This window comes from Streptomyces sp. SID9727, assembly GCF_010550605.1.
Classification (GTDB): Bacteria; Actinomycetota; Actinomycetes; order Streptomycetales; family Streptomycetaceae; genus Streptomyces.
This window is the reverse complement of the sequence record NZ_JAAGNI010000106.1, coordinates 73,613-100,204: the sequence shown is the minus strand read 5'-3', so window position 1 is coordinate 100,204 and position 26,592 is coordinate 73,613. Positions and strand designations below refer to the sequence as shown.

Genomic DNA, 26,592 nt, shown 5'->3' with positions numbered 1-26,592 from the left:
CTGCCAGTCGGCCATGAGCGCGGCACGCGCGGCCACAGGTGTTGGAGCACCTGGACGCAGCGCGATGCAACCGACCGCCCGGCGACCTCACGCGGTGCGGAGACTGCCATCCCCGCACCGGCCGCAAGGAGCTGCCCGTGCGCCCGCCGCCCCAGGCGACCCCAGCACCGACAACCGCCACCACGACCCGAACCGCACGACACGAGGAAGCCCGAGCCCAGGCCCTGCGGCGTGTCTGCGCCGGCTTCACCACGACGATCAGCCCTCACAGCGCGGCACGGCTGGCCGACCTGATGACCGCGTCGCGATACGAAACGGCTGCCTGAGCCACCACGCCCTGGTCGCGGTGGTCGGCCCGGTCGAACCGGCCCTGCTGGCCGCCTGGACTGCCCACTACCGCCGGCTCGGCGTCGAGCGGTTCCACCTCGCTTTCCACTTCCCCGACCACATCCACGACGCCTGGCGGCACCAGCTCGTCGCGGCCAGCCACGACCTCGGCATTGTCCCTGCCCGGATCAGCACCGGCCCCTGGCACGAGCACACCAACACCCGGCTCCGCGACTTCCTGCGCGAGCAGGCAGGCCCCGGCTGGCACCTGATCGCCGACTCCGACGAGTTCCAGACCTACCCCGCCCCGCTCACCGAGATGACCGCCTGGGCCGAGGCCGCCAAGCACAAGGTGATCGGTGGGCTGATGCTCGACCGCGCCACGAACGACGGCCGCTTGGCGCTGTGGCGCCCGGAAATCGGACTGGACCGGTCCTTCCCGCTCGGCGGGCACCTCACCCACCGACTGCTCAAGGGCGATCCCCGCAAGATCGTCCTCACCCACTCCTCGGTGGCCGTTGCGTCCGGCAACCACCGGGCACCGGGCCACAAGCCCGACCTGAACACGCTCGCATGCGTGCACCACTTCAAGTGGCGCTCGGGCATCCTGGACGACCTGCGCCGAAGGGTCGACCGGTTCACGTCCGGCGATTGGGCTGAACACACCCCGGCTGTCCGCAGCGAGGCGTCCCGCCTGTTGCAGCACATCGACCGCCACAATGGCCGAATCGATGTCGCCGACCCGCGTCTGGCCTTCCGGCACGTCACGCTTGATCGGCTGCCGAGCGGCTGGGCCACCGAAGCCGCCAAGATCACAGCCATCTGGCGCCCGCACACGGCTCAGAGCCAGCCCGGCTCGACAGTCTCCTCGCCCTCGTCCTGAGGCTCCTCGAAGCGGGCAAAGAAGTCGTCCAGCGCCTCCGGAGTCACGACCAGCGCGTTGGCGTCTTCCCGCTCATTGCGCTCCGCCAGCCTGCGCAGCAGCTCCTGGCGCTCCACCGGGAAGTACAGCAGCCGCCACCGGCCGCCGGCCGCCTCCACCAGCTCCTTCATCGCATCGCGGTCCTTACGCGGCCACAACCCGTGGTCCCACACCACGTCCCGGCCCTCGGCAACCAACTCGGCGAGCCGCTCGTGCAGCTCGGCGACGACCGGAGCCTCCTTCTCGAAGTAGGTGTTCTCCGGGTAGTCGACGCCGTACCGACCGTGCCGTTCATGGACGACCTCGTCCACCGACAGCCGCACAGCGCCCTCCGGTTCCAACCTCCGCTGGGCATAGGTGGTCGGTCTTCCCCGAGCCGGTGAGCCCCCCCAGCAGGAACACCACCGGAGTGCGCTCGGCCACCGCCAACTCCCTTCAACACCACCAACGTCCCCTGGCCAGTCTGTCACCGTCGGCCGGCCCAGAGCCCCGTTCCGCCTGACCACCACCCGAAGGAACCGCCCGTGTCCGCCTCCGCACTCGCCCGCGTGCTGCGGGCCTACGTCCGCTACGCCCCCGGAACGTTGGGCAAGGCCCGGCTCGTCGGTCGCTTCCTCGACGAGCACCTGCGAACCCACCCCGTCCACGCCACCGTAGGGCTGCGGTCCGGCGACAAGATCGGCGTGACCACCAGCGACGTCATCCAGCGCTACCAGTACCTGTTCGGCGAGTGGGAGCCCAACTTGAGCGCCTTCCTCCGTGACCGGCTTCGCCCTGGAGACACCTTCATCGACGTCGGAGCCCACCGAGGCGCTTTCAGCCTCCTCGCCTCCCACGCAGTCGCCCCCACGGACACGTCATCGCCGTAGAGCCCTTCCCGCGGTTCCATGACGACCTGACCGCCGCGATCTCTGCCAACCGCCGCACCAACATCCAGTCGATCCGATCGGCAGTCTCCGACACTCACGGCAGGCAGACCCTGTACCTGGAGGACCCCACCAACCTCGGCCACACCACCGCCGTGCGGCCCCGCCACGCCCACATGACCTTCGACGTACAGACCGCGCCCCTGGCCGGCCTCATCAGCAGCGCCCAGTTCGCTACCACTCGGGTCATCAAGATCGACGTCGAAGGCGCCGAAGCAGCAGCCCTCCGCGGACTCCTACCGGCGCTCGCGCACTTGCCGGACGACGCGGAACTTGTCGTGGAGGTCACCCCTCGGCTCTTGGCCAAGCAGGGCGAGAGCGCCACCGGGATCATCGACATCCTGAGCGAGAACGGCTTCCACGCGTACAGCCTCGCCAACGACTATGACCCGGCCACCTATCCCAGGACCATGCGCCACCCGCAGCCGCCCGTTCGATGCACCACGGTCCCCAAGGGGATGACCGACCTGGTGTTCTCGCGCACCGATGCGGACCACCTCGCATGAGGGAGCTGGCACCCCCTGATGCCGGCACGACCCCGAAGAATCCGAAGTACATCGACAAGGAGCGGACCCGGTGAGCAGCAACAGTGTGATGAACAGTCGCAATGCGGTCTGCGTGATCGTCCACGACAAAAACACCGACACGGTCGCATCCCTGCTCTACGGGGCCCGTAGCTGGTCCCCGAAACCGGTCTGGACCCTTCCCGGCGGCAAGGCCGAACCCGGCGAACCCCTCGATGAGGCCGCCGCCCGCGAACTCAAGGAGGAGACGGGCCTTCTCGTCGACCCGGCCGACCTCTCACTCGTCCACGTCGTTCACGTCGAGCAGGGCTGGGACCGGTCTGGGCAGTTCGTGCTCTTCGCCTTCGCCACCGACACGTGGACTGGTGAACTGACCAACGCCGAACCGGACAAGCACCTGGCGGTTCAGTGGCTCGCGTCCGAATGCCTCCCCGAGCCCGCGTTCCCGACCGCCGCGCAAGCCCTCGCTGCGTACAGGGACGGCGGCCCTTCCTTCTCCCGCTACGGATGGCCGGCCACCGTCACGAGGTGAATCTTCTCACTGTTCTGGGCTGCCCGGCGGCCACACGGCACCCGGGGCCTGAACAGTGGGGACTCGCCTACGTCGAGCCGAGACCAGGACGCGCTCGACGTAGGCTCACCGGCATGAGCCTGCGCCTGAGCACCGTGATCCTTCCTGTCGACCGCTGGCACGAGGGTGGCCGCGCCAAGTGGCAGCGCGCCGAGGAACTCGGCTTCCACGCCGCGTACACCTACGACCACCTCTCATGGCGCAGCTTCCGCGACGGCCCGTGGTTCGGCGCGCTGCCCACCCTCACCGCAGCCGCCACGGCTACGGACCGCTTGCGCCTGGGCACCCTGGTTACGTCGCCAAACTTCAGGCACCCAGTGACGCTCGCCAAGGAACTGATCTCGCTCGACGACATCTCCGGCGGACGCGTCACCCTCGGCATCGGCGCCGGCGGCAACGGCTTCGACGCCACCGCACTCGGCCAGGAGCCGTGGACGCCCAAGGAGCGGGCGGACCGGTTCGGCGAGTTCGTGCCACTGCTCGACCGCCTGCTCACCGAGGGCGCCGTCTCACAGAAGGGCGATTTCTACACGGCCGAGGAGGCCCGCAACCTCCCCGGCTGCGTACAGCGGCCCCGCCTGCCGTTCGCGGTGGCTGCGACCGGCCCACGCGGCCTGAAGCTCGCAGCGAAGTACGGGCAGGCGTGGGTGACGACCGGTGACCCGAAGCTGTACGAGGAGGGGACCCCGGATCAGTCGGTGGAGGCCCTGCGCGGACAGATCGCGAGGCTCGGCAAGGCGTGCGTCGAGGCCGACCGTGACGTGGCCGACCTCGACAAGATCCTGCTCCACGGCTTCACCCCCGACCGGAACAGGCCGCTGGAGTCCGTAGACGCCTTCGTCGACTTCGCCGGCCGCCACCAAGAGCTCGGCTTCACCGAGATCGTGATCCACTGGCCGATTTCCGACTCCGGCTTCGCCGCCGACCAGGCCGTCTTCGAGCGAATTACAACGGATGGGCTGGCTCAGCTCGGTTGACCGCGAGCCACGCCTAGCTACAGCAGAGTCAGCGGGCGGATGGCGCCATAAACGGTCATGCTCGGCGGGGTGATTGATCAGGTGGGAGACATTTCGACCAAGCCGCCAGCGATGTCCCTTTTCAGCCTCGCACTTCGTGAGCGGGCTTGTCCACGTAGAGCCAATCCGCCGCCTTGGATACCCCAAGTGTCCCAGGATTCGCCGATCACGCAGGTGACTCGGGGCCATAAGTAGCCCATCCTGCGCCAGGATGCGATGGGAGCCGGTTGGTGCTCGCACAGGAATCAGGCACCACGCTCAACCTACTCCTACGGAACGTCGAGCATGGTCTATAGGGAACCAACAAGACACACCGGGCCACCAGGATTACGAGTAACCAGCTCATGTATCCATAGCGAGCCCAGAGGCGCCAGCGAGGATTTCAGCTTCGTCGCGCGAACGGAACAGATGTCACGATCGGCATGACACCCTCGCTCGGGTTCCACGCAAAGGATCGCGGTTTCCTGTTTTCGATCCAGGCATTGAAAGCCAGAATATAGGTGGCGATCTGCCCTTTAGCGATATCGCGAGTGGCATGGATCTTCACTCGGCCAGCATCACTGGCAGCCTTAGCGGCAATGCTTTCGATCGCCCTCTTTTTCATTGCTTCGCGCAAGTTCAATCGAGGATCGTTTCCGGGTAGCATCGCACCCGTAATGAGCCCCTCCTCCCAGCTTCCCCATTGCGTATCAGAGAGATCCCTGCGTTCACGCCTAGTGATGTGAGCGCTAGCTGCGGCAGCAGAGGGGGTAATTTGAATCGCCTTCCAGAGGCGAAGGCCGAAGTTCGTGGCCTCCTCAATGCCGGGCATCTCCTTGACCAACGCTAGGTGCTCTTCATTGGTCATGCTACTACTGGAGGAAGAAAAACTGTTCGCATCATAGGCGGCAACCAGCTTGATCGTAGCGGCAAGCGTGGCGGTATTTTTATGACCGGCGATACTTAGAGAATTTGCGGCACTTCGATGGTAGTTGACGTCCAAGACCGCGAAACATTCCGCTGGAACGTCATAGAACACCGGAAGCCAGATCGGGATATCACCGGCCGCAATAGCCATGAGGCGGTGCTGCCCATCGATCAAATTATCGTCAGGGTCAAAAGCAATTCCCTGATGCGTAAGCTTCCAACGCCCCTCATCAATCGCCTTTCGCCACTGCTTCACTTTCGCAGTGGAGATGGGGCGATTATGCTTAACGTTGCGCTTCAACCATTCCCTTGCCAATTGGGGCGTAACAAGAGTAAGTGTCATCTTGATCTCGGCTGGCGGCGTCAAGCCACTGCCCAGCGAGAGCTGTCGACTGGTCATACGAGGGATAGTACACGGCCAGGCGGGTGATAGATGTGGAGCTGACACCTAAATACATAGAACACGTTGTCGATTATTTCAATTTTTCGATCAACCAATCGATTTAATGAGCCACCGTCGGCGCTGGCCTCATTCGCTTGCCCGCCGCAGCACCAATCGAGGTGAGGTCAACGCGATGACAGCTGTTGTGCCGGTTGGCGGTCATGGGCAGTAGTCGATACACCGCCTCAAACAAGCAAGGAACCTGGCCCGACGGGGAGGGCGCGGCGCGGACTCGATGTCAGCGCTCGGGCTTGACGCGCCACGGCGTGACGCCCCGGGAGATTGGGGATGCGTAACGAGAGGTGTTACAGCCTGCCGGCGCGGCAGGCATGACGATACGAATGACCGGCGCTTACCTCCGAGCCGATCGAGTCCATAATCATGCCGTGATGCGCGAACGAGGCTTGACTGAAGTCACCAGGGTGCCCAATCGCATACTCCGCGTCACCGCAGCTGCTGCCGTCAGCGTGGGGACAGCCCCGAACCACGGCCCGTCCCGGAACGACCGCCAGGACAGGTGGTCGTAGGTGTAGGCCGCGTGGAAGCCGAGTTCCTCGGCGCTCTCCCACACCCTCCGGCCTTCGGCCCAGCGGTGGATCGGCAGAATGACAGTACTCAGACGCATGAGCACGATGTTATGGGCCATGGACTGCGCACCGGCGGTGAAGCACGACCCACCGGCACTCCCGTGGAGGCCGGCGACCGGGCACGCGCGGCTCGCTGATCTGGCAGCGTGGACAAGAGGAGCGGCGCCGGACTCGACGCGCTGATCGAAGAGGCGACCGTCGACACGTACGACGAGGTCGAGGCCGTCAACGGATTCCTGGCGGTCATCGATGAGCACCTGGACGTGCCGTTCACCACGACCGTCCTGGGGGTCGAGGTGAACGTGGTCGAGATCCGCCTCACGAACGACTGCCGCATGGTCGCCCGTTGCGATCGGAATGGGATCCGTCAGGACATCGGCCTGGCGGAACCGCCACTGCCGCAACCACCCCCGGCGGGAGCGCGCTGGATCGATGCGTACCGACGCTGGGCCGGTTGCTGATGAAGAGGAATCGGACGAGTGCCGAGGCACTTCGGAGCGCGACATGAATCCCGTCACAGACCTCGCACAGGTACTACGCCGTAGTGCCGAACTGAAGGAAGATCTTGTGGCGTTCGGGGAGCGGCTGCCGTGAGCGTCGGCAGCGCACCGAACCACGGGCTGTCCCGGAAGGCCCGCCAGGACAGGTGTAGGCGGCGTGAAATCCCAGCTCCTCGGCGCGCCGCCCGCGCTCGCGTCCGCCCTGGTGCCAGCGGTGGATCGGCAGATCACGGTGCCCAGTCGCACGGGGCGGCCCTAGGAAAGGTCGAGGAGGTGCCGCATCGCGTGCGCGGCGCGGACGGCGGCGTCGCCGCAGCAGTTGTTGAAGAGCACATGGACCTCGTGCGCCTGCGCGGCCATCTCGCGGACCCGCGGTACCCACTCGGAGAGCTCTTCGGTCGTGTACGTGTGACGGAACCTCTCCTCCTTGGTCCCCGTTCCCCACGCGCTGCTGCGACCGTGCAGGCGCACGAGGGCGAACCGCGGGTGGGTGACCCGTACGACGGGAGGCACGGAGGACGGCAGCGTCTGGACCATGTCCACGGCCACGGCAGCCGCGTCCAGATCCGTCAGCAGGGCAGCCGTCTCATCCGCCCGGTCCCCGTGCCACCAGCCCGGATGCCGGAACTCCACCGCCACCGGCCATCCCGCCGCACGCGCCCGGCACCGCCGGAGGAACTCCTCCGCCGGTCTCCCCGGTACGAGCCGGGCGGGGAACTGGAAGACCAGCGTGGCCAGCCGGCCGGACGCCCGCAGCGGTTCGAGCGCGGCGCTGTACCGCTGCCACACCTCGTCCAGCAGTCCGGGGTCGGCACCCGCCCGCCCTCGCGCGAAGGCCGGGCGCAGGTCGGGCGGAAGCGCCTCCGGCCGGGTGGGGTGCCCGGTCAGCAGGGAGAACGCCTTCACGTCGAACCGGAAGCCGTCCGGGGTGCGGTCGGTCCACAAGCGGCTGTTGCGGATGCTGGGCAGCCCGTAATACGTGGAGTCCACCTCGGCCACCGGGAACCGCGCGGCGTAGTGCCGCAGCCGGCCCTCCGCGTCGCGGCTGCCCCGCGGGTACCAGCCGCTGGCCAACAGGGCCTTGTCCGTCCATGAGCAGGTGCCGACCCGGATCTCTCCCATCCCGCCCGTGTTCCCCGTCTACTCCTCACGACTCCGGGGCGACACGGACATATGCCGGGGGTATGTTCGGAGGTCAGAGCTGCGGCTCTCAAATGTGCGACCCCCCGCACGCCCGTGCGCTTTCATGCGCGAGAATGTACGGGTGACCACCGTTATCGAGCAGTCCGCGCCTGTCGCTCCCCGGCTGATCGCCACGGACCTGGACGGCACTCTTCTCCGCGACGACAAGACCGTCTCGGACCGCACAATCCGGGCGCTCGCCGCCGCCGAGGAAGCGGGCGTCGAGGTCTTCTTCGTCACCGGCCGCCCCGCCCGCTGGATGGACGTCGTCAGTGACCACGTCCACGGACACGGTCTGGCGATCTGCGCCAACGGCGCCGCCGTCGCCGATCTGCACGCCGGTGGACGGCTGCTGCAGGTGCGGGGCCTTGAGCGCGAGACGGCCCTGGACGTCGTCCACACGCTGCGCGCCGCCGCACCCGGCACGTCCTTCGCCGTCGAGCTGGCCACCGGTATCCACTACGAGCCCGCCTATCCGCCCTTCCACCTCGACCCGGGTGCCACCATCGCGGTCGCGGAGAAGCTGCTGCACGAGGAGGTCCCGGGCGAGGGCGTGCCCGTGCTGAAGCTGCTCGCCAAGCACGGCGAGCTGGACCCGGACGAGTTCCTGGCGCTGGCCCGGGCGGCCGCCGGGGAGCGGGCCACCTTCACCCGGTCCAGCCCCACCGCACTCATCGAGATCAGTGGGCCGGGCGTCTCCAAGGCCAGCACCCTCGAACTGTGCTGCGCCGAGCGCGGCATCGCGGCCGCCGAGGTCGTCGCCTTCGGTGACATGCCCAACGACGTGGAGATGCTGAGCTGGGCCGGCACCTCGTACGCCATGGGCAACGCCCACCCGGCCGCCCTCGCCGCCGCGTCCGGCCGCACGGTCACCAACAACGAGGACGGCGTGGCCGTGGTCATCGAGCGCATCCTCGCCGAACGAGCGGGAAGCCTGGCGGGACGCTGAGCCCAGGGGGCCCGCGGCCCGGGCCCCCTGGGCTCAGCCCGCCCCTCAAGCCGCGCGGCATTGCTCACAGCGGTGCCTGCCACACCACCGTCGTACCGCCGCCGTCCTCCCCGATCCCCTGCTCGAACCAGCTCGCCCCGCCCAGCGACTCCGCCCGGCGGGCCAGGTTCCGCAGACCGCTGCGGCGTCCGCCCTCCGGCATGCCCACCCCGTCGTCGGCAACCGAGAGCCGCACCGCGTTCCGCCCGTCGTCCAGCGTGACGGTCGCGTCCACGACCACCTCGATGCGCGCCGCGGCGGCGTGCCGGAAGGCATTGGACAGCGCCTCCCGCAGCGCCGCGATCAGGTTCTTGGCCGTCAGCTCGCCGACCAGGGAGTCGACCGCCCCGACGAAGCGGTGGGACGGCTTGAAACCCAGGGGCACGGCGGCCATGTTGATCTCGCGCAGGACCCGGGTGCGCAGCCCGGACGGCGCCTCCGCCGGTTCCTGCTGGAGCGCGAAGATCGCGGTCCGGATCTCCTGGATGGTCACGTCCAGCTCGTCCACCGCCCGGCCGACCCCGGTCTGCACCTCCGGCACGTCCGACCGCCGCTGCGCGCTCTCCAGCATCATCCCGGTCGCGAACAGCCGCTGGATGACCAGATCGTGCAGGTCGCGGGCGATCCGGTCGCGGTCCTCGTAGACCGCGAGGCGTTCCCGGTCGCGCTGGGCGTCGGCCATCATCAGAGCCAGCGCGGCCTGCGAGGCGAACTGGGTGGCCAGCGTCCGCTCCGTCTCCGTGAAGGACCGGTCACCCCTGGCCCGGGGCATCGCCAGCGCGCCCAGCACCCGGCCCCCGCTGCGCAGGGGCAGCAGCATGCTCGGACCGAACGGATCCGCCAGCCTGGTGATCAGCCGGGTGTCGGTGGCCGAGTCGTCCACGAAAACCGCCTCGCCGCTCAGGAGCATGGCCACCACGGGGCTCTGGGCCGGAACGATCACCCCGAGCGAGTCGGCCGGGTCATCCGCCGAGACGGCGACGATCTCCAGGCCGCCACCCTCGGCCGGCAACAGCACGATGCCGGCCGCGGCACCCGCGAGACGGCGGGCCTGCTCCGCGACGACCGTGAGCGCCTCGTCGGCGTCGCTGCCGGAGAGCAGCGCGGTCGTCACGGCGACCGAGCCGTCGATCCACCGCTCGCGCTGCCGGGCCGCCTCGTACAGCCGCGCGTTGCCGATGGCGATCCCGGCCTCCGTCGCGAGGACCCGCACCAGGTGCAGGTCGTAGTCGCTGAATTCGCCGCCGCCGTCCTTCTCGGCGAGATACAGATTGCCGAAGATCTCGCCCTGGACCCTGATCGGAACGCCGAGAAACGTGCGCATGAGCGGATGGCCGGGCGGAAATCCGGCGAACCTCGGATCGGTGGTCAGATCCGCGAGGCGCAGTGGACGGGGGTCGTGGATGAGGGCGCCGAGCAGCCCCCGGTGCCCGTCGGGCCGTCGGCCGATCTCGTGCGCCACCGGGTCGGGAACTCCATAGGTGACGAAGTCGGAGAGCCCCTCACCCTCGTCGTTGACGACTCCGATCGCGGCATAGCGGGCGTGGGCCAGCTCCGCCGCCGTCTCGCAGATCCGGTCGAGCGTGGAATGCAGTTCGAGGCCGGTCCCCACGGAGCGCATGGCTTCCAGCAGGCGCGGCACCTGGGCGGTGAGCTCGGTGGACAGGCCCTGCAGGCTCCTGGCCGGTTCCTCCTCAGACATACCGTGAGCCTAATTAGTCATATTTGACCTGGAAAGTCGGAAGCGGTTGCGCTCCGACCGGAAGGCAGGTGCAGCAGCGGGGCAGAGCCTACGAGCGCGCCCCCACGGCTCCTTCCGGCCGCCCGATGCTCTCCCGCTCCCGCGCCAGCATCCGGCGGAGCGGCCCGTCGACCGAGGCCAGTACGTCGTACGGACCCCGCTGCACGATCGAGCCCTCCTCGAGGACCACCACCTCGTCCACGGCTACGAGACCGGCGAGCCGGTGCGTGATCAGAACCGTCGCACGTCCCAGGGTCGCCGTCAGCAGGTCCGCCGTCAGGGCGTCCGCGGTCGGCAGGTCCAGGTGCTCGGCCGGCTCGTCCAGCACGAGGACGGGGAAGTCCGCGAGCAGGGCCCGGGCCAGGGCGAGCCGTTGGCGCTGGCCCCCGGAGAGGCGGGCGCCGTGCTCCCCGACGAGGGTGTCCAGCCCGTCTGGCAGCGCGTCCGCCCAGTCGAGCAGGCGGGCCCGGGCCAGGGCGTCGCGCAGTTGGGGCTCGGTCGCGGCGGGACGGGCGAGCCGCAGGTTCTCCCGCAGCGTGCTGTCGAAGACATGGGCGTCCTGGGCGCACAGCCCGACGAGCCTCCGCACGGTGTCACCGTCCAGCGTCGAGGCGTCCACGCCGCCGACCCGGTAGGTACCCGTCCGCGCGTCCAGGAAGCGCAGCAGCACCTGGGCCAGCGTGGTCTTGCCGGACCCCGAGGGCCCTACGACGGCGATCCGGCGGCCCGCCTCCAGCGTGAGGTCCACGGAGGCGAGCGCGTCGTCGGTTGCGTCCGCGTACCGGGCCGACAGCCCGCGCACCTCCAGCGGGAACGGGCTCGCCGGCGTCGCGGCCGGCGCTTCGGGCTCCCGCACGGGCACGGGGGCGTCCAGCACCTCGTACACGCGCTCCGCGCTCCGGCTGACCCGCTGCCGGTACTGGGCGGCGAGGGGGAGACCGGTCACGGCCTCGAAGGCGGCCAGTGGGGTGAGGACGACGACGGCGAGTTCCACACCGGCGAGCCGCCCGTCCGCCACCGCCGGGAGGGCCACCAGCGCGGCGGCCACCACGGTGAGGCCGGCGATCAGAGCGGTGAGGCCGCTCCCGAGCGCGGTCGCCGTCGCCGCACGCGACGCGATCCGGGTGAGGGCCGCATCGGCCGCACGGGTACGGGCCGCGCGCCCCGACAGGGCGCCCGCCACGGTCAGCTCGGCCGTCCCGCCCAGCAGATCGGTGATCCGGGTGGCCAGATCGGCGCGGGCGGGGGCCAGTCGGCGTTCCGCGCGGCGGGCGCAGGCAGCGCTGACGAGCGGGACCCCGGCGCCCGCCAGTAGCAACCCCACGGCCAGGACCAGGCCCGCCTGGGGAAGCAGCCAGCCGGTGAAGCCGACGGTCGCGGCGCCCACGAGGACGGCGGTACCGACAGGCAGCAGCCACCGCAGCCAGTAGTCCTGGAGCGCGTCCACGTCCGCGACCAGCCGCGAGAGCAGATCCCCGCGCCGGGCGCCGCGCAGTCCGCCCGGAGCGATGCGCTCCAGACTGCGGTACACGGCGACGCGCAGTTCGGCGAGCATCCGCAGGACCGCGTCGTGCGAGACGAGGCGCTCGGCGTAACGGAAGACCGCCCGGCCGATGCCGAAGGCACGGGTGGCCGTCACCGCGACCATCAGATAGAGGACGGGGGGCTGCTCGGACGCCCGGGAGATGAGCCAGCCGGAGACCGCCATGAGCCCGACGGCGGATCCCAGGGCGAGGCTTCCCAGCAGCAGGGCGAGCCCGAACCGGGCACGTTGGGCGCCCGCGGCGTCCCGGATCCGGGTCAGCACGTGCCGGCGCGATGACGTGGTCTCCCCGGGCGCTTCGTCCGTGGACGCCGGCTCGGTCGGCAGGATGTCGCCGGGCACGCTCGCGGAACTGGACGCCCTGGGCAGCGCGCCAGGGGATTCCCGGGTCACGGCGGCCGACGACGTCAGTGTCACCACCCGGTCCGCGACCGGCAGCAGCGCCGGCCGGTGCACCACCAGCAGAACGGTCCGGCCCGCGGCCAGCCTCCGTACGGCCTCGACGATCCCCGCTTCCGTCTCGCTGTCCAGGCTCGCGGTCGGCTCGTCGAGCAGCAGCACCGGGCGGTCGGCGAGGAAGGCCCGGGCGAGCGCGATCCGCTGCCGCTGGCCCGCGGAGAGACCGGCCCCGTCCTCTCCGAGTACCGTGCGATCGCCGTCCGGGAGCCCTCGCACGAACTCGTACGCCCCCGCGTCACGCAGCGCCGCCGTCACCGCGCTGTCGTCGGCGGCGGGCCGGGCGAGCCTCACGTTCTCCGCGATGGTGCCGGCGAAGAGATGGGGGCGCTGCGGCACCCAGGCGATGCGCTCCCGCCAGCGTTCGAGGGAGACGTCCGCCAGATCGGTGGAGCCGACCCGTACCCGGCCCTCGTCGGGGGCCGTGAAGCCCAGCACCACGTTCAGCAGCGTGGACTTGCCCACACCGCTCGGGCCGACCAGGGCGACCGTCTCCCCTTCCTCGACGGTGAGCCAGGTGGCGGCGAGCGAGGGCTCGGACCGCCCCTCGTGCCGTACCGTCACCCCCTCCAGCTCCAGTCGCAGCGATCCGGGTACCTCCCCCGTACCGCTCGGGCGGGGTTCCGTCTCCAGGACCCCGAAGACCTCCTCAGCCGCCGAAAGGCCCTCGGCGGCCGCGTGGAACTGCGCCCCCACCTGTCGGATGGGCAGGTACGCCTCGGGCGCGAGGATCAGAACCAGCAGACCGGTGTACAGGTCGAGTTCACCGTGCACGAGCCGCATGCCGATGGTGACCGCGACGAGGGCCACTGAGAGGGTGGCGAGGAGTTCGAGGGCGAAGGACGACAGGAAGGCGATCCTCAGAGTGCGCAGAGTTGCCTGGCGGTACTGCGCAGTGATCCTGCGGATGGATTCGGCCTGTGCCTTCGCCCGGCCGAACACCTTCAGCGTCGGCAGTCCCGCCACCACATCGAGGAAGTGACCGGAGAGCCGGGAAAGCAGCCGCCACTGACGGTCCATGCGCGACTGGGTCGCCCAGCCGATCAGGATCATGAAGAGCGGGATGAGCGGCAGCGTGACCACGATGATCGCCGCGGATACCCAGTCCTCGGTCACGACCCTGGCCAGCACGGCCGCCGGCACGACCACCGCGAGACCCAACTGCGGCAGATACCGGGCGAAGTAGTCGTCCAGCGCGTCGATCCCCCGGGTGGCCAGCGTCACCAGCGAGCCGGTGCGCTGCCCGCTCAGCCAGTCCGGCCCCAGCTCCGCGGCCCGGTCGAGCAGCCGTCGGCGCAGTTCGGACTTGACGGCCGCACCGGCCCGGTGGGCGGCCAGCTCGGTGAGCCAGGCGACCAGGGCCCGCCCGAGCGCGACCGCCGCGAGCAGCAGGAGCGGAGTGCGCAGCCCGGCCGCCGAGAGCCCTTCCTCGAACCCGCCCACCACGATGTCGGCGATGAGCATGGCCTGGGCGATGACCAGCGCCGCCCCGGCCAGGCCGAGAACCACCACGGCCACCATGAACAGGCGTGTGGCGCGGGCGTGGCGGAGCAGGCGCGGGTCGATCGGTTTCACGTGAAACATCCCTTGCGGCTCGGCTCGGTCAGGGCACTCACTGCGTCAGTGCGCCTCGGCGATGTGCTGGGTGCCGATCCGCTTGCGGAACACCCAGTAGGTCCACCCCTGATAGAGCAGTACGACCGGGGTGGCGATACCGGCGCACCAGGTCATGATCTTCAGCGTGTACGGGCTGGACGAGGCGTTGGTGACCGTGAGGCTCCAGGCGTCGTTCAACGACGACGGCATGACGTTCGGGAAGAGCGTCAGGAACAACATGGCGACCGTCGCGGCGATGGCCAGACCGGAGAGCGCGAAGGACCACCCCTCCCGGCCGGCCGCGATCATCACGATCGCACCGACCAGCGCCACCGCGGCGACGACCATCGCGATCAGGCTCCGCCCGTCCCCGTTCTCGGCCTGGGTCCAGATGAGGAAGGCGAGTGCGAGCACGGCCGTGACGACGCCCAGCTTCCGCGCCAGTCCGCGCGCCCGGGCCCGGATGTCGCCGGCCGTCTTCAGCCCCGCGAACACCGCGCCGTGGAAGGTGAAGAGGGTGAGGGTGACCAGGCCGCCGAGGAGCGCGTAGGGGTTCAGCAGGTCCAGAACGCTGCCCGTGTACTCCATGTGCGCATCGATCTTCACGCCCCGCACGATGTTGCCGAAGGCCACACCCCACAGCACGGCGGGGATCAGCGAGGCCCAGAAGATCGCGTGCTCCCAGTTCGTCTGCCACTTCTCCTCGGGCCGCTTCGCCCGGTACTCGAAGGCGACGCCGCGCACGATCAGGCAGAGCAGGATGAGCAGCAGCGGCAGGTAGAAGCCGGAGAACAGCGTGGCGTACCACTCGGGGAACGCGGCGAAGGTCGCTCCACCGGCACTGAGCAGCCAGACCTCGTTGCCGTCCCAGACCGGGCCGATGGTGTTGATCAGCACCCGCCGTTCCTTGCGGTCCCGGGCCAGCAGCTTGGTGAGGACGCCGATCCCGAAGTCGAAGCCCTCCAGGAAGAAGTAGCCGGTCCACAGGACGGCGATGAGCACGAACCAGACGTCGTGGAGTTCCATTTCTCGGCTCCCGCTCTCAGTAGGAGAAGGCCATGGGCCGGTCGGCGTCTTCGTGGTCGCCGCCGATCCGGGTGGGCGGGTTGAGGTCGTCCTCCGTGAGCTCCGGCGGTCCGGCCTTGATGTACTTCAGGAGGAGCCGGACCTCGATGACGGCGAGCACCGCGTACAGCACGGTGAAGACGATCAGCGAGGTCAGCACCTCGCCCTGGGAGACCCCGGGGGAGACCGCGTCACGGGTCCGGAGCACGCCGTAGACCACCCAGGGCTGCCGCCCCATCTCGGTGAAGATCCAGCCCCAGGAGTTGGCGATCAGCGGGAAGAGCAGGGTCCACAGGGCGACGATCCAGTAGCACCGGGCGAGGCGCGGGCTCAGGGCCTTGGTCTTGAACAGGACCAGACGCGGCACCTCGTCCTCGCCCGTGCGCATCGCCTCCGGCAGCATGAACTTCTTCCGGGTGAGCCACAGGCCGAGAATGCCGAGGCCGAACGAAGCCATGCCGAAGCCGATCATCCACCGGAAGCTCCAGAAGGCCACGGGGATGTTGGGCCGGTAGTCACCGGGGCCGAAGCGTTCCTGCTCCGCCTTGTTGATGTCGTTGATGCCGGGCACGTACGAGTGGAAGTCGTCGTCGGCGAGGAAGGACAGCACCCCGGGTACGGAGACCTCGACGGAGTTGTGGCCCTTGCTGACGTCTCCGTAGGCGAAGATCGAGAAGGGCGCCGCGTTCTGCCCGTCCCACAGCGCCTCGGCCGCCGCCATCTTCATCGGCTGCTGCTTGAACATCACCTTGCCGAGCTGGTCACCGCTGACGGCGGTCAGCAGGCCGGAGATCACCACGGTGATCAGGCCCAGCCGCAGCGAGGTCCGCATCACCGGGATGTGCTTCTTGCGGGCCAGGTGGCAGGCCGCGATACCGACCATGAACGCGCCACCGACCAGGAAGGCGGCCGTGATGGTGTGGAAGAACTGGGTCAGCGCGGTGTTCTGCGTGAGCACGTGCCAGAAGTCGGTGAGCTCGGCACGTCCGCGTTCCTTGTTCATGCGGTAGCCGACCGGGTGCTGCATCCAGGAGTTGGCCGCCAGGATGAAGTAGGCGGAGAGGATGGTGCCGAGGGACACCATCCAGATGCAGGCGAGGTGGATCTTCTTCGGCAGCTTGTCCCAGCCGAAGATCCACAGGCCGATGAAGGTGGACTCGAAGAAGAACGCGATCAGAGCCTCGAACGCGAGCGGAGCCCCGAAGATGTCACCGACGAACCGCGAGTAGTCGGACCAGTTCATCCCGAACTGGAACTCCTGGACGATGCCGGTGACGACACCCATGGCGATGTTGATCAGGAAGAGCTTTCCCCAGAACTTGGTGGCCCTGAGGTACTTCTCCTTGTTCGTCCGCACCCAGGCGGTCTGCAGGCCGGCGGTGAGCGCCGCGAGAGAGATCGTCAGAGGAACGAAGAGGAAGTGGTAGACGGTCGTCGTACCGAACTGCCATCGCGCCAGGGTCTCCGGCGCCAGAGCTAGCTCCACGTCGTCTTCTCCTTACGTCACCGCCGCCGCAGCGGCGATTTGTCCGTGAAATCCGAGGGATCACGGGAGGAAGCAGGACACGCTTGTGAACGCGTTCACATTCACAAGCAATTATGGCGCACACACTTTCGGGGCCTTCGCCCGGGGGTCCCCCTGCCACCCGCCGGCCCCGCGCCGGGCATACGAAAGGGCCCCGCACCTCTCACGAGATGCGGGGCCCTGCTGCCGGACGACGCCGGCTACAGCTCCTGGCGGAACGACTCCGTCACCTTCAGGAACAGGTCGTTCGCCTCACTCTCACCGATCGTCACGCGCACACCCTCACCCGCGAAGGGCCGGACCACCACGCCGGCCTTCTCACAGGCCGCCGCGAAGTCCAGGGTGCGCTCACCCAGGCGCAGCCAGACGAAGTTCGCCTGGGACTCGGGCACCGTCCAGCCCTGCCGAGCCAGGGCCTCGGAGACCCGGTCCCGCTCACACACCAGCGAGCCGACCCGGCCGAGCAGCTCGTCCTCGGCGCGCAGCGAGGCCACCGCCGCGTCCTGGGCGAGCTGGCTGACGCCGAACGGCACCGCCGTCTTGCGCAGCGCGGCGGCCACCGGCTCGTGGGCCACCGCGAAGCCGACCCGCAGCCCCGCGAGCCCGTACGCCTTGGAGAACGTCCGCAGCACCGCCACGTTGGGGCGGTCCCGGTAGATCTCGATACCGTCGGGGACCTCGGTGTCCCGGATGAACTCCTTGTACGCCTCGTCCAGCACCACGAGCACATCGCTGGGCACCCGGTCGAGGAATCGTTCCAGCTCGGCCCTGCGCACGACGGTGCCGGTCGGGTTGTTCGGGTTGCAGACGAAGATCAGCCGCGTCCGGTCGGTGATCGCGTCCGCCATCGCGTCCAGGTCGTGCACATAACCGTCGGTCAGCGGCACCTTGACCGAGGTCGCGCCGCTGACCTGCGTGATGATCGGGTACGCCTCGAAGGATCGCCAGGCGTAGATCACCTCGTCGCCCGGGCCCGAGGTGGCCTGCAGCAGCTGCTGGGCCACACCGACCGAACCGGTTCCGGTGGCCAGATGCGACACGGGCACACCGAATCGGTCGGCCAGCTCGTTCATCAGACCGGTGCAGGCCATGTCCGGGTAGCGGTTGAAGTGCTCAGCGGCTGCGAGCGCACTCTCCATCACCCCCGGCAGCGGCGGATACGGGTTCTCGTTGGAGGACAGCTTGAAGGCGGCCGGTCCGTCCGCCGACGCCGGTTTGCCCGGAACATAGGCGGGAACGCCGTCCAGCTCGGCGCGCAGCTTGGGGCTCGTCTCGCTCACCGCAGGTCCTCCTCGACCATCCGTACACATCAATACTGCTCACCTTATGAGGATTGGGCGCCGCTGCGAACGGGTGCACAGCGGATTCGTCCGGTGAACCCCGGAATGAGGGGGAGCGTGACCTCGCGTGGCGCGCGCTGGTGGCTCACTCCGTGGCGCGCGTCCCTCGAAAAGGTGAGTTGAGACCTCCTCGAGACCTCGCCTCCTCGGCAGGTCCATCCGGCCGGACGCATGACACATGTCGGTGTGGGCCACCAACCGCCTTGTTTCATAAGGCATTTCTCACCAGATGACCTTGCAGAAACGTGCCTGTCAACGCGTGCATATGCGACCGGGCCAATTTCCCGCCCGACCCCTACTATCGGCTCGCCATGACAGCAGCAGGGAAGCACCAGGTGAGCCGGACGGAGACCCCCCGGCGCGGCGGCAGGCAGGGACGTGCCGGAATCCGGGATGTGGCCGCCGCGGCCGGCGTCTCCATCACGACCGTCTCCGACGCGCTCAACGGCAAGGGCAGGCTCCCGGACGCCACCCGCCGCCATGTCCGCGAGGTCGCAGAGCGCCTGGGCTATCGCCCTTCCGCGGCGGCCCGCACGCTCCGTACCGGCAAGTCCGGCCTCATCGGCCTGACCGTGACGACGTACGGGGATGAACCTTTCACCTTCACCGAGTTCGCGTACTTCGCGGAAATGGCGAGGGCGGCCACCTCCGCGGCCCTCGCCCGCGGCTACGCCCTGGTCATCCTGCCGGCCACGTCACGCCACGACGTCTGGTCCAACGTGGCGCTCGACGGCACCGTCGTCATCGATCCGTCCGACCAGGACCCGGTCGTCTCCGAACTGGTCCGGCAGGGCCTGCCCGTCGTCTCCGACGGCCGCCCCGCCGGGTCGCTGCCCGTCACCGCCTGGGTGGACAACGACCACCGGGCCGCCGTGCTCGACCTCCTCGACCATCTCGCCGCCGCCGGGGCACGTCGTATCGGACTCCTCACCGGCACCACGACCGACACGTACACCCGGCTCTCCACCACCGCCTATCTGCACTGGTGCGAGCGGGTGGGCCAGGATCCGGTCTACGAGTCCTACCCCGCCCACGACCCCTGCGCGGGAGCGGTGGCCGCCGACCGGCTGCTGGCCCGCCCGGACCGCCCCGACGCGGTCTACGGGCTCTTCGACCCGAACGGCACGGACCTGCTGGCGGCCGCCCGCCGCTACGGCCTGCGCGTCCCGGAGGACCTGCTCCTCGTCTGCTGCAGCGAATCGACGGTGTACGCGACGACCGAGCCGCCCATCACGACGCTCTCGCTGAAGCCCCGGAGGATCGGCACGGCAGTCGTCCAACTGCTCATCGACGCCATCGAGGGCATCGATCAGGACGGGCCGGTGGAACGGGTGGTGCCGACGGAACTCATCGTCCGGACGTCCTCGCAACGCCGGCCGCCGCGCACCACGGTCAGTGCGCCGCGTTCCCCGGCAGGGGACTGATCATCGTAATTGGGACCAATCGACCGAAGAACCTGGCATGTGGAAGGATTTGCCACCCCTGGTGCGTCCCAGAGCACGATCTGCATTCCTATGATGGGCGCACGACACCGCGGACCAAACCGACCAGCACGGCCCGCCAGGTGTACGGCGGCGCGACGGTGGTGTGGAGGGGTCGATGACACAGGGGGCCGGTCAGGAACCCGTGGTGCGGACGGCGACGTTGCGCGACTTCCGCGTGCCGCCCTATGCGCAGGCCCCCGCGCCGCCCGCGTCTCCCCATCCGGGGAACGCCTTCCCCGAGGGCGAGACACCGGAGGGGTACACCCCGACGGCGCGCGACCTTCCCGTCATCAGCGTCGACCAGCCCGCCCAGGCGCAGCCCGTGCCCGAACCGCGCCCCGCGGCCGACCCGGGCCTCGGCCCCCTGTACGTGGTCGGTGACGTCCACGGCTACCTGGACGAGCTGCTCGCCGCCCTCGCCGAGCAGGGCCTGATCGACTCCGAAGGCCACTGGGCGGCGGGCAACGCGCGTCTCTGGTTCCTCGGCGACTTCACCGACCGCGGCCCCGACGGCATCGGCGTCATCGACCTCGTCATGCGGCTCTCCGCCGAGGCCGCGGCAGCAGGCGGTTACTGCAAGGCCCTGATGGGCAACCACGAGCTGCTGCTCATCGGCGCCAAACGGTTCGGTGACACCCCGGTGAACTCCGGCGCGGGTACGGCCACCTTCCAGGCCGCCTGGCTGCTCAACGGCGGGCAGAAGACGGACATGGAGCGCCTTCAGGACGTCCACCTCCAGTGGATGTCCCGGCTCGACGCCGTCGTCGAGGAGGACGGGCACCTCCTGATGCACTCGGACACGACGGCGTACCTCGACTACGGCTCCACCATCGAGGACGTCAACGACACGGTGCACGCGATCCTGACGCGTAACGACGCCGACGAGTGCTGGGACCTGTTCCGCAAGCTCACCAAGCGGTTCGCCTTCCGCGACGACTCGGGCGCCCAGGCCGTCCAGGAGCTGATGGCGGCCTACGGCGGCCGACGCGTCGTCCATGGTCACAGCCCCATCCCCTACCTGACCGGCGAGGTCGGCTCCGAGGACGGCGAGGACCGCGCCGGGCCGCAGGTCGACGGGCCGCACGTGTACGCGGACGGGCTCGCCATCGCCATGGACGGCGGGGTGACCATGGCCGGAAAGCTGCTGGTCGTCCAACTCCCCCTGCCTGACTGACGCCCTGCGGGTAAGACGCGTCGCGGGCTGACCACGCCGGGTACGGGGGCTATTTCCGTAAACCCTCTGTCACCCCGCGCCGTGCGCGCTCTACCATCGGCGTATCAGTAGCAGGCTCTCCTCCGTTTCCGCCCGAACTGCCCGAACCCAGCGGGCACACAGGCCCGACGGAGCATCGGGGGATGCAGATGAACAGCGCTCCGCACCTGCTGACCGAGGACCGGCCCGAGTACGAACGGCTCCTCGACGACGCACTGCGTCACGCACACGAACGACCGGAACTGGCCGCCGTCGGCGAACGCCTCAACGCCGTCCAGCTGCGCTCCATGGCGATGGCAGCCGTCGCCCTGATCACCGCCACGGCCGCCACCGAGTACGAGCAGTACGTGAAGGCCCGTGACGAAGCACGCGCCGCGGACCGGGACACGACCGCCGGCACAGCGCCGGACGGCCTCGACCGGACGGGCGCCGGTATAGGAGCGGTCGTCACCGTCCTTGCGCCCATGCTGGCAGGCACGGCGGCGGCCATATTCCTGCTGGTCGGCTACCTCCTGAAGATGCTGGAGCCCCCACCGGCGTTCGCCCGCCCCATGGTGGACGCGGGCTGGTTCTTCGCCGCCGCCACGGCCGCCGCCATCCTCGTCGCCGCCATCGGCCTGCTCGTCGCCGCCCTGCGCAACGGATCGACGTCCCTGCCCGCCGGGGAAGCCCGCGAGCGGCTGCCCGACGAAGTGGCCCTCGCCAAGGACGCCTGGCGGCAGGCGCTGCTGGAACGGGGCATCGTGCCCTTCCTCCGTGACGCCCTCACCGAGCCCGCCACCGGCCCCGTGGTCCCCGCCCCGTACCGCCCGACGGGCCGCCTCCCCAAGATCGGCTACAGCCGGCCCGACTTCGCCGGTCCGGACGAGGGCCCGGCGGCGGCACCCCGGCCCACGTACAGCAGCCCGGACTTCACCAGCCCGGACTTCGGGGGCCCGGAGCACGAACCGGACTGACCGCCACGGCCCCGGCGCATGGCGCCGGAGCCGTGCGCGACCGGCCGTGCCAGGTCAGTCGGCCAGCGGAAGATAGACGCGGTTGCCGCCCGCCGCGAACTCACGCGACTTGCGGAGCATCCCTTCGGCGACCTCTTCGGCTGTCGCCTCCGTGCCGTCCGCGCCGCCGAACTGCTCGGTGATGCTGTGGCTGATCTTCATCGAACAGAACTTCGGACCGCACATCGAGCAGAAGTGGGCCGTCTTCGCCGGCTCGGCCGGCAGGGTCTCGTCGTGGAACTCCCGTGCCGTGTCCGGGTCGAGCGCCAGGTTGAACTGGTCCTCCCAGCGGAACTCGAACCGGGCGTCGGACAGCGCGTCGTCCCAGTCCTGCGCCCCCGGGTGCCCCTTGGCCAGGTCGGCGGCATGGGCCGCGATCTTGTACGTGATCACACCGGTCTTCACATCGTCCCGGTTCGGCAGCCCCAGATGCTCCTTGGGCGTCACGTAGCAGAGCATCGCCGTCCCCCACCAGGCGATCATCGCGGCGCCGATCCCCGAGGTGATGTGGTCGTACGCCGGCGCGATGTCGGTGGTCAGCGGACCGAGTGTGTAGAACGGCGCCTCCTCGCAGATCTCCTGCTGGAGGTCGATGTTCTCCTTGATCTTGTGCATCGGGACATGCCCCGGTCCCTCGATCATGGTCTGTACACCGAACCGCTTGGCGACCGCGTTCAGTTCACCGAGCGTACGCAGTTCGGCGAACTGGGCCTCGTCGTTGGCATCCGCGATCGACCCGGGCCGCAGCCCGTCACCCAATGAGTACGTCACGTCGTACGCGGCGAGGATCTCGCAGAGCTCCTCGAAGTGCTCGTACAGGAACGACTCCTTGTGGTGCGCCAGGCACCACGCCGCCATGATCGAGCCGCCCCGGGAGACGATGCCGGTCTTGCGCCGGGCTGTCAGCGGCACGTACGGCAGGCGCACGCCGGCGTGCACCGTCATGTAGTCCACGCCCTGCTCGGCCTGCTCGACGACGGTGTCCTTGTAGATCTCCCACGTCAGTTCCTCGGCCCGCCCGTCGACCTTCTCAAGGGCCTGGTAGAGCGGGACGGTTCCGATCGGTACGGGTGAATTGCGAAGAACCCACTCACGGGTGGTGTGGATGTTGCGGCCGGTGGAAAGGTCCATGACCGTATCCGCGCCCCACCGGGTCGCCCAGGTCATCTTGTCCACCTCCTCCTCGATGGAGGACGTCACCGCGGAGTTGCCGATGTTGGCATTGACCTTCACCAGGAACCGCTTGCCGATGATCATCGGCTCGATCTCCGGATGGTTGACGTTGGCCGGCAGAACCGCGCGGCTGGCCGCGATCTCCTCGCGCACCACTTCCGCCGCCACGTTCTCGCGGACGGCGACGTACTCCATCTCCGGGGTGATCTCCCCCCTGCGGGCGTACGCGAGCTGGGTGACGGGCCGGCCGTCCCGGCTCCGCCGCGGGCGGCGCGGCCGACCGGGGAACACCGCGTCCAGATTGCGCAGCCCACCCCGCGGCGAGGTGTGCTTGAGCCCGTCGTCCTCGGGACGGGCGGGGCGGCCCGCGTACTCCTCGGTGTCGCTGCGGGCGATGATCCAGTTCTCCCGGAGCGGTGCGAGACCGCGCCGGACGTCGGTCTCGGTCGCGGGGTCGGTGTACGGCCCGGACGTGTCGTACAGCGTCACGTCCTTGCCGTTGGTCAGGTGCACCTGGCGGACCGGCACTCGGATGTCGGGGCGCGGGCCCTGGACGTATCCCTTGTGCCAGCCGATGGGCTTCCCGGCCTCGTCGCCCTGATTGGAGGCAGGCGTGCGTGTGTCCGATGTGGTCATGAGACCTACTCCCTACGCCGGCATTACCCGGTAACAGGTTCGGCGGTCGGCGCAGCGTCTCCCGTACGTTCGTACGGCGGTCAGCGCCCTCTCAGCCCGGTGCTCCGAGCTCCCGCGTGTGCAAAGGTGCCACCACGCTAGCCCGCGGAGGGGCGAGCTGAACAGAGGGCCCCTTCCTTCTTGCGATGATCGGCCGGTGACGTCCCCTCATCGCGACCCGGAACCACAGGGCCATCAGCACGCGCACACGCACAGCCACGGCCCGGCCGCGCCCGTCTCCATCCATCTGCGCAAGGTGATCGCCGCCGTACTGATCCCCTTCGCGACCGCCGTGATCGTCGGTCTCGTGATGCTCTGGCCAGGTGGTGCGCCGGCGCACGAACGAACCGGAGTCGGTTTCGACCGGCAGACCCAGCAGGGAAAGGTGGTGAGCGTCGTCAAGGTCGACTGCAAGGACGTGAACGCGGCCCAGCTTCCCGTCAGCGGCGAGACCCAGCCCCCCGACGGCCGACCGGCGTCCGGGACCCTCTGCGAGAAGGCCACCGTCGAGGTCACCAGCGGCCCCGACTCGGGGCGCCGGTTCGTCGAGGTCGTCCAGCCGGACGCGCCGAGGCAACTGCGGGAGGGCCAGGGGGTGGTGGTGGCGTACGCCCCCGACGCGCCCCACGACCTCCAGTACTCGGTGACGGACGTGGACCGGAAGTTCCCCTTGTACCTGCTGGCCGGGATCTTCGCCCTCGCGGTGGTGCTCGTGGGCAGGATGCGCGGGGTCATGGCCCTGGTGGCACTCGCCCTGTCATTCGCCGTACTGACCCTGTTCATCCTTCCGGCCATACTGCAGGGCTCGAATCCGCTGCTGGTGGCGGTCGTCGGGGCCGGGGCGATCATGCTGATCGCGCTCTACATCTGCCACGGGCCGACCGCTCGCACCTCCGTCGCCGTCATCGGCACCCTGATCTCATTGCTCCTGATCGGGCTGCTCGGCTCGCTCTTCATCGGTTGGGCGAGCCTGAGCGGGAACACCGACGACAACACCGGCCTCATCCACGGTCTGTATCCGCACATCGACATGAGCGGACTCCTGCTGGCCGGCGTCATCATCGGCTCCCTGGGAGTGCTCGACGACGTCACGGTCACCCAGACCTCCGCGGTCTGGGAGCTGCGCCAGGCGAACCCCACCATGAGTGCGAAGCAGCTCTACCGGGCAGGGATCAGAATCGGCCGCGATCACATCGCCTCCGTGGTCAACACCTTGGTGCTCGCCTATGCGGGCGCCGCGCTGCCCCTCCTGCTGCTGTTCACGGTCGCGCAGAGCAGCGTGGGGACGGTCGCCAACAGCGAACTGGTGGCGGAGGAGATCGTGCGCACCCTCGTCGGCTCGATCGGACTGGTCGCCTCCGTGCCGGTGACGACAGCACTCGCGGCACTGGTCGTCTCCGCGGACCGCACGGGGGTCGGCGCGGAAGCCGGGGCTTCGGCACCCGTGCGGAGCGGCAGGGGCCGGCGACGGCGGGCGCGGTCGTGACCGGAGCACACAGCGTGATTCACCCGATCGGCAGGCGCCGTGTTCGAGTGGCAAGGCGCTCCCCGGACCGCGAACCGCTTCAGCCCGCGTTCTGCTCCTCGGCCAGAATGCGTCCCAGCGCCTCCTCCAGATTGCCGTCGAAGTCACCCAGTGTGCACTCCTGTCCGAGGGGCACCAGCTTGTCCGTGCGGTCGAGGAAGGCGACAAGAGGTGCCGTGCCCGCCCGGAAGAGCGCACGGTCGGCGCCCACCTGCAACCGGATGTGGACATCGCACAGCCCCTCCGGCTCGGTCGGCGCAATGTGCACATCACCGTCACCACTGGGGCTGTTGAGGCCGTCGAGCAACAGCTCACGGCCGAAGGCCCAGGTGACGGGGGCGTCGCCGGGCAGATGGAAGGTCATCCGGATCGCGTACGGATCGCACACTTCGTACCGGAGCTCCACCGGGATACGGAATGAGAGCTCCTCGGAGACGAGGAAGCTCATCATGACCTCAGCTTGAACCGACTCGCGCATCGTTCAACCCCGCAGTAGATGAATCTGGCCAGGAATGATCCCCCATGGCCCTATTGACGCCATCGTGGTGCACGCGATAGCAGATCACAAGGAGTGATTTTTCAGATACTGATAGAGAACACGAACGAACGCAAGAGGCTCGACACTTCACCGCGTAGTCGTTCGACTGCGGGCAGCAACCGATCTTCCTCGTGGAGGGGGACCGAAATGGCCATCGCGGCGGCGGTGAATCCGGCCGTGATCGGGATGGCCGCGCACACGGTCCCGAGCGCGTACTCCTGTCGCTCGATGACCGGTTCGGTGCGTTCCAGCGACCGCAGCCGGGTGAGGAACGCCGCGCGGTCACGCACGGAGTACCGGGTCAACGGGCGCACCGGGTGCCGGTCCAGGTGGTCCTCGCGGGCCTTCTCGTCCAGCCGGCTCAGCAGGCACTGGCCGATCGCGTGCGCGTGCCCGGTCTCGCGGAACGCCGCCCACTCGTCGACCGCCGGACGCTCGGGGGTGTCCGCCACGGCCAGGAGCTCGATCTCACCCTCCCGGTAGATGGCGCAGTACACCGGGGCTCCCACGATGTCCCGCCAGCGGCCGAGCGAACGGGCCATGACGCTGCGGCGGCTCTGCAGGGCGCGGTCGCCCATCAGCCGTTCGGCGGCGGCGCCGAAGTGGAAGACGCCGTTCTCCCGGCGCAGATACCCCTCGTGGGTCAGAGTCCGCAACAGGTGGTAGGCGGTGGGAAGGGGGAGCCCCGCTTCCCTCGCGAGCTGTTTGGCCGGGGCGCCGTCGCGATGGGTGCCCACAGCCTCCAGCAGCCTCAGCGCCCGCTGCACCGACCCGATGAGCGTCGGAACAGCCGTACTCGATGCCGTGGTCAACGGTCACCCCCAGGCGTGGT

22 protein-coding genes, 2 pseudogenes and 1 riboswitch are annotated in these 26,592 nt (G+C 69.1%); of the genes and pseudogenes, 11 read left to right on the top strand and 13 right to left on the bottom strand.

The genetic code is table 11. The features are described 5' to 3' along the window. Positions 1-346: 346 nt before the first annotated feature. Complete coding sequence (locus G3I41_RS06455; protein ID WP_343242070.1) at positions 347-1,210, top strand: glycosyltransferase family 2 protein; 864 nt, start codon at positions 347-349, stop codon at positions 1,208-1,210. On the opposite strand, the gene G3I41_RS06450 is transcribed toward G3I41_RS06455, so the two are convergent. After that, positions 1,168-1,572, bottom strand: coding sequence for an AAA family ATPase (locus G3I41_RS06450; protein WP_343242069.1), 405 nt, complete (start codon positions 1,570-1,572; stop codon positions 1,168-1,170). The genes G3I41_RS06455 and G3I41_RS06450 overlap by 43 nt on opposite strands. Before the next feature lie 201 nt (positions 1,573-1,773). On the opposite strand from G3I41_RS06450, the gene G3I41_RS36305 reads away from it, so the two are divergent. From G3I41_RS36305 to G3I41_RS06435, 4 genes are all read left to right on the top strand, one after another. Then, positions 1,774-2,118, top strand: coding sequence for a hypothetical protein (locus G3I41_RS36305; RefSeq protein ID WP_203600300.1), 345 nt, complete (start codon positions 1,774-1,776; stop codon positions 2,116-2,118). Then, positions 2,109-2,681 carry an FkbM family methyltransferase gene (locus tag G3I41_RS06445; protein WP_343242073.1) on the top strand — a complete coding sequence of 191 codons (573 nt, stop codon included), beginning with the start codon at positions 2,109-2,111 and terminating at the stop codon, positions 2,679-2,681. Before G3I41_RS36305 ends, G3I41_RS06445 begins: the two co-directional genes overlap by 10 nt. Before the next feature lie 70 nt (positions 2,682-2,751). Further along, positions 2,752-3,231: an NUDIX domain-containing protein gene (locus tag G3I41_RS06440; protein WP_164399320.1), complete on the top strand. Its 480-nt coding sequence runs from the start codon at positions 2,752-2,754 to the stop codon at positions 3,229-3,231. Positions 3,232-3,344: 113 nt separating this feature from the next. Next, positions 3,345-4,247 (top strand): LLM class flavin-dependent oxidoreductase, encoded by a 903-nt coding sequence (locus G3I41_RS06435; RefSeq protein WP_164399319.1) that lies wholly within the window; start codon positions 3,345-3,347, stop codon positions 4,245-4,247. Positions 4,248-4,668: 421 nt separating this feature from the next. Here the strand turns inward: G3I41_RS06435 and G3I41_RS06430 are convergent, their stop codons facing one another. Both G3I41_RS06430 and G3I41_RS06425 read right to left on the bottom strand, forming a co-directional pair. After that, entirely contained in the window at positions 4,669-5,592 is a 924-nt protein-coding gene (locus G3I41_RS06430; RefSeq protein ID WP_164399318.1) for a hypothetical protein, read from the bottom strand. 451 nt (positions 5,593-6,043) lie between these two features. Further along, positions 6,044-6,259: pseudogene (locus tag G3I41_RS06425) on the bottom strand (LLM class flavin-dependent oxidoreductase); the annotation flags it as partial. Positions 6,260-6,367: 108 nt separating this feature from the next. Here G3I41_RS06425 and G3I41_RS06420 point away from each other — a divergent pair. Next, a complete protein-coding gene (locus G3I41_RS06420) occupies positions 6,368-6,682 on the top strand; it encodes a hypothetical protein (protein ID WP_343242068.1) in 315 nt (104 codons plus the stop codon). 119 nt (positions 6,683-6,801) lie between these two features. Here G3I41_RS06420 and G3I41_RS06415 read toward each other — a convergent pair. Both G3I41_RS06415 and G3I41_RS06410 read right to left on the bottom strand, forming a co-directional pair. Then, positions 6,802-6,961, bottom strand: a pseudogene (locus tag G3I41_RS06415) (LLM class flavin-dependent oxidoreductase); the annotation flags it as partial. Positions 6,962-6,976: 15 nt separating this feature from the next. After that, complete coding sequence (locus G3I41_RS06410; protein ID WP_164399317.1) at positions 6,977-7,843, bottom strand: DUF72 domain-containing protein; 867 nt, start codon at positions 7,841-7,843, stop codon at positions 6,977-6,979. Positions 7,844-7,967: 124 nt separating this feature from the next. Between G3I41_RS06410 and G3I41_RS06405 the strand changes: the two genes are divergently transcribed. After that, positions 7,968-8,852, top strand: coding sequence for a Cof-type HAD-IIB family hydrolase (locus G3I41_RS06405; protein WP_164399316.1), 885 nt, complete (start codon positions 7,968-7,970; stop codon positions 8,850-8,852). A 64-nt stretch (positions 8,853-8,916) separates the two neighbouring features. On the opposite strand, the gene G3I41_RS06400 is transcribed toward G3I41_RS06405, so the two are convergent. From G3I41_RS06400 to hisC, 5 genes are all read right to left on the bottom strand, one after another. After that, the gene (locus tag G3I41_RS06400) at positions 8,917-10,593 is read right to left on the bottom strand and encodes a GAF domain-containing protein (RefSeq protein ID WP_164399315.1); all 1,677 of its coding nucleotides are present in this window, start codon (positions 10,591-10,593) and stop codon (positions 8,917-8,919) included. An 88-nt stretch (positions 10,594-10,681) separates the two neighbouring features. Beyond that, positions 10,682-14,206 (bottom strand): thiol reductant ABC exporter subunit CydD, encoded by a 3,525-nt coding sequence (gene cydD, locus G3I41_RS06395; RefSeq protein WP_164399314.1) that lies wholly within the window; start codon positions 14,204-14,206, stop codon positions 10,682-10,684. A gap of 45 nt (positions 14,207-14,251) precedes the next feature. Further along, on the bottom strand, positions 14,252-15,253 hold the full coding sequence (cydB, locus tag G3I41_RS06390; RefSeq protein ID WP_164399313.1) for a cytochrome d ubiquinol oxidase subunit II: 1,002 nt from the start codon (positions 15,251-15,253) through the stop codon (positions 14,252-14,254). 16 nt (positions 15,254-15,269) lie between these two features. Beyond that, positions 15,270-16,778, bottom strand: a complete 1,509-nt coding sequence (locus tag G3I41_RS06385) for a cytochrome ubiquinol oxidase subunit I (RefSeq protein ID WP_164399312.1) — start codon at positions 16,776-16,778, stop codon at positions 15,270-15,272. A gap of 239 nt (positions 16,779-17,017) precedes the next feature. Continuing rightward, complete coding sequence (gene hisC / locus G3I41_RS06380) at positions 17,018-18,097, bottom strand: histidinol-phosphate transaminase (protein ID WP_164399311.1); 1,080 nt, start codon at positions 18,095-18,097, stop codon at positions 17,018-17,020. Positions 18,098-18,468: 371 nt separating this feature from the next. Between hisC and G3I41_RS06375 the strand changes: the two genes are divergently transcribed. From G3I41_RS06375 to G3I41_RS06365, 3 genes are all read left to right on the top strand, one after another. Next, complete coding sequence (locus tag G3I41_RS06375; protein WP_164399310.1) at positions 18,469-19,581, top strand: LacI family DNA-binding transcriptional regulator; 1,113 nt, start codon at positions 18,469-18,471, stop codon at positions 19,579-19,581. Between the two features lie 175 nt (positions 19,582-19,756). Continuing rightward, entirely contained in the window at positions 19,757-20,815 is a 1,059-nt protein-coding gene (locus tag G3I41_RS06370; protein ID WP_164399309.1) for a metallophosphoesterase, read from the top strand. A 182-nt stretch (positions 20,816-20,997) separates the two neighbouring features. Next, the gene (locus G3I41_RS06365) at positions 20,998-21,810 is read left to right on the top strand and encodes a hypothetical protein (protein WP_164399308.1); all 813 of its coding nucleotides are present in this window, start codon (positions 20,998-21,000) and stop codon (positions 21,808-21,810) included. 54 nt (positions 21,811-21,864) lie between these two features. Here the strand turns inward: G3I41_RS06365 and thiC are convergent, their stop codons facing one another. Continuing rightward, the gene (gene thiC, locus G3I41_RS06360; protein WP_164399307.1) at positions 21,865-23,658 is read right to left on the bottom strand and encodes a phosphomethylpyrimidine synthase ThiC; all 1,794 of its coding nucleotides are present in this window, start codon (positions 23,656-23,658) and stop codon (positions 21,865-21,867) included. Further along, positions 23,651-23,784, bottom strand: a riboswitch (TPP riboswitch). (Overlaps the previous gene by 8 nt.) Before the next feature lie 70 nt (positions 23,785-23,854). Between thiC and G3I41_RS06355 the strand changes: the two genes are divergently transcribed. Then, entirely contained in the window at positions 23,855-25,183 is a 1,329-nt protein-coding gene (locus G3I41_RS06355) for a YibE/F family protein (RefSeq protein ID WP_164399306.1), read from the top strand. A gap of 79 nt (positions 25,184-25,262) precedes the next feature. Here G3I41_RS06355 and G3I41_RS06350 read toward each other — a convergent pair whose 3' ends face one another. Further along, the gene (locus tag G3I41_RS06350) at positions 25,263-25,700 is read right to left on the bottom strand and encodes an SsgA family sporulation/cell division regulator (RefSeq protein WP_018101854.1); all 438 of its coding nucleotides are present in this window, start codon (positions 25,698-25,700) and stop codon (positions 25,263-25,265) included. A gap of 101 nt (positions 25,701-25,801) precedes the next feature. Continuing rightward, positions 25,802-26,572 (bottom strand): helix-turn-helix domain-containing protein, encoded by a 771-nt coding sequence (locus G3I41_RS06345; RefSeq protein ID WP_343242067.1) that lies wholly within the window; start codon positions 26,570-26,572, stop codon positions 25,802-25,804. Positions 26,573-26,592 lie beyond the last annotated feature (20 nt).

Coding starts and splice junctions, on each gene's coding strand:
- G3I41_RS06435 (WP_164399319.1), top strand. CDS start 3,345: ATGAGCCTGCGCCTGAGCACCGTGATCCTTCCTGTCGACCGCTGGCAC.
- G3I41_RS06430 (WP_164399318.1), bottom strand. CDS start 5,592: ATGACCAGTCGACAGCTCTCGCTGGGCAGTGGCTTGACGCCGCCAGCC.
- G3I41_RS06410 (WP_164399317.1), bottom strand. CDS start 7,843: ATGGGAGAGATCCGGGTCGGCACCTGCTCATGGACGGACAAGGCCCTG.
- G3I41_RS06405 (WP_164399316.1), top strand. CDS start 7,968: ATGCGCGAGAATGTACGGGTGACCACCGTTATCGAGCAGTCCGCGCCT.
- G3I41_RS06400 (WP_164399315.1), bottom strand. CDS start 10,593: ATGTCTGAGGAGGAACCGGCCAGGAGCCTGCAGGGCCTGTCCACCGAG.
- cydB (WP_164399313.1), bottom strand. CDS start 15,253: ATGGAACTCCACGACGTCTGGTTCGTGCTCATCGCCGTCCTGTGGACC.
- G3I41_RS06375 (WP_164399310.1), top strand. CDS start 18,469: ATGACAGCAGCAGGGAAGCACCAGGTGAGCCGGACGGAGACCCCCCGG.
- G3I41_RS06370 (WP_164399309.1), top strand. CDS start 19,757: ATGACACAGGGGGCCGGTCAGGAACCCGTGGTGCGGACGGCGACGTTG.
- G3I41_RS06365 (WP_164399308.1), top strand. CDS start 20,998: ATGCAGATGAACAGCGCTCCGCACCTGCTGACCGAGGACCGGCCCGAG.
- thiC (WP_164399307.1), bottom strand. CDS start 23,658: ATGACCACATCGGACACACGCACGCCTGCCTCCAATCAGGGCGACGAG.
- G3I41_RS06350 (WP_018101854.1), bottom strand. CDS start 25,700: ATGCGCGAGTCGGTTCAAGCTGAGGTCATGATGAGCTTCCTCGTCTCC.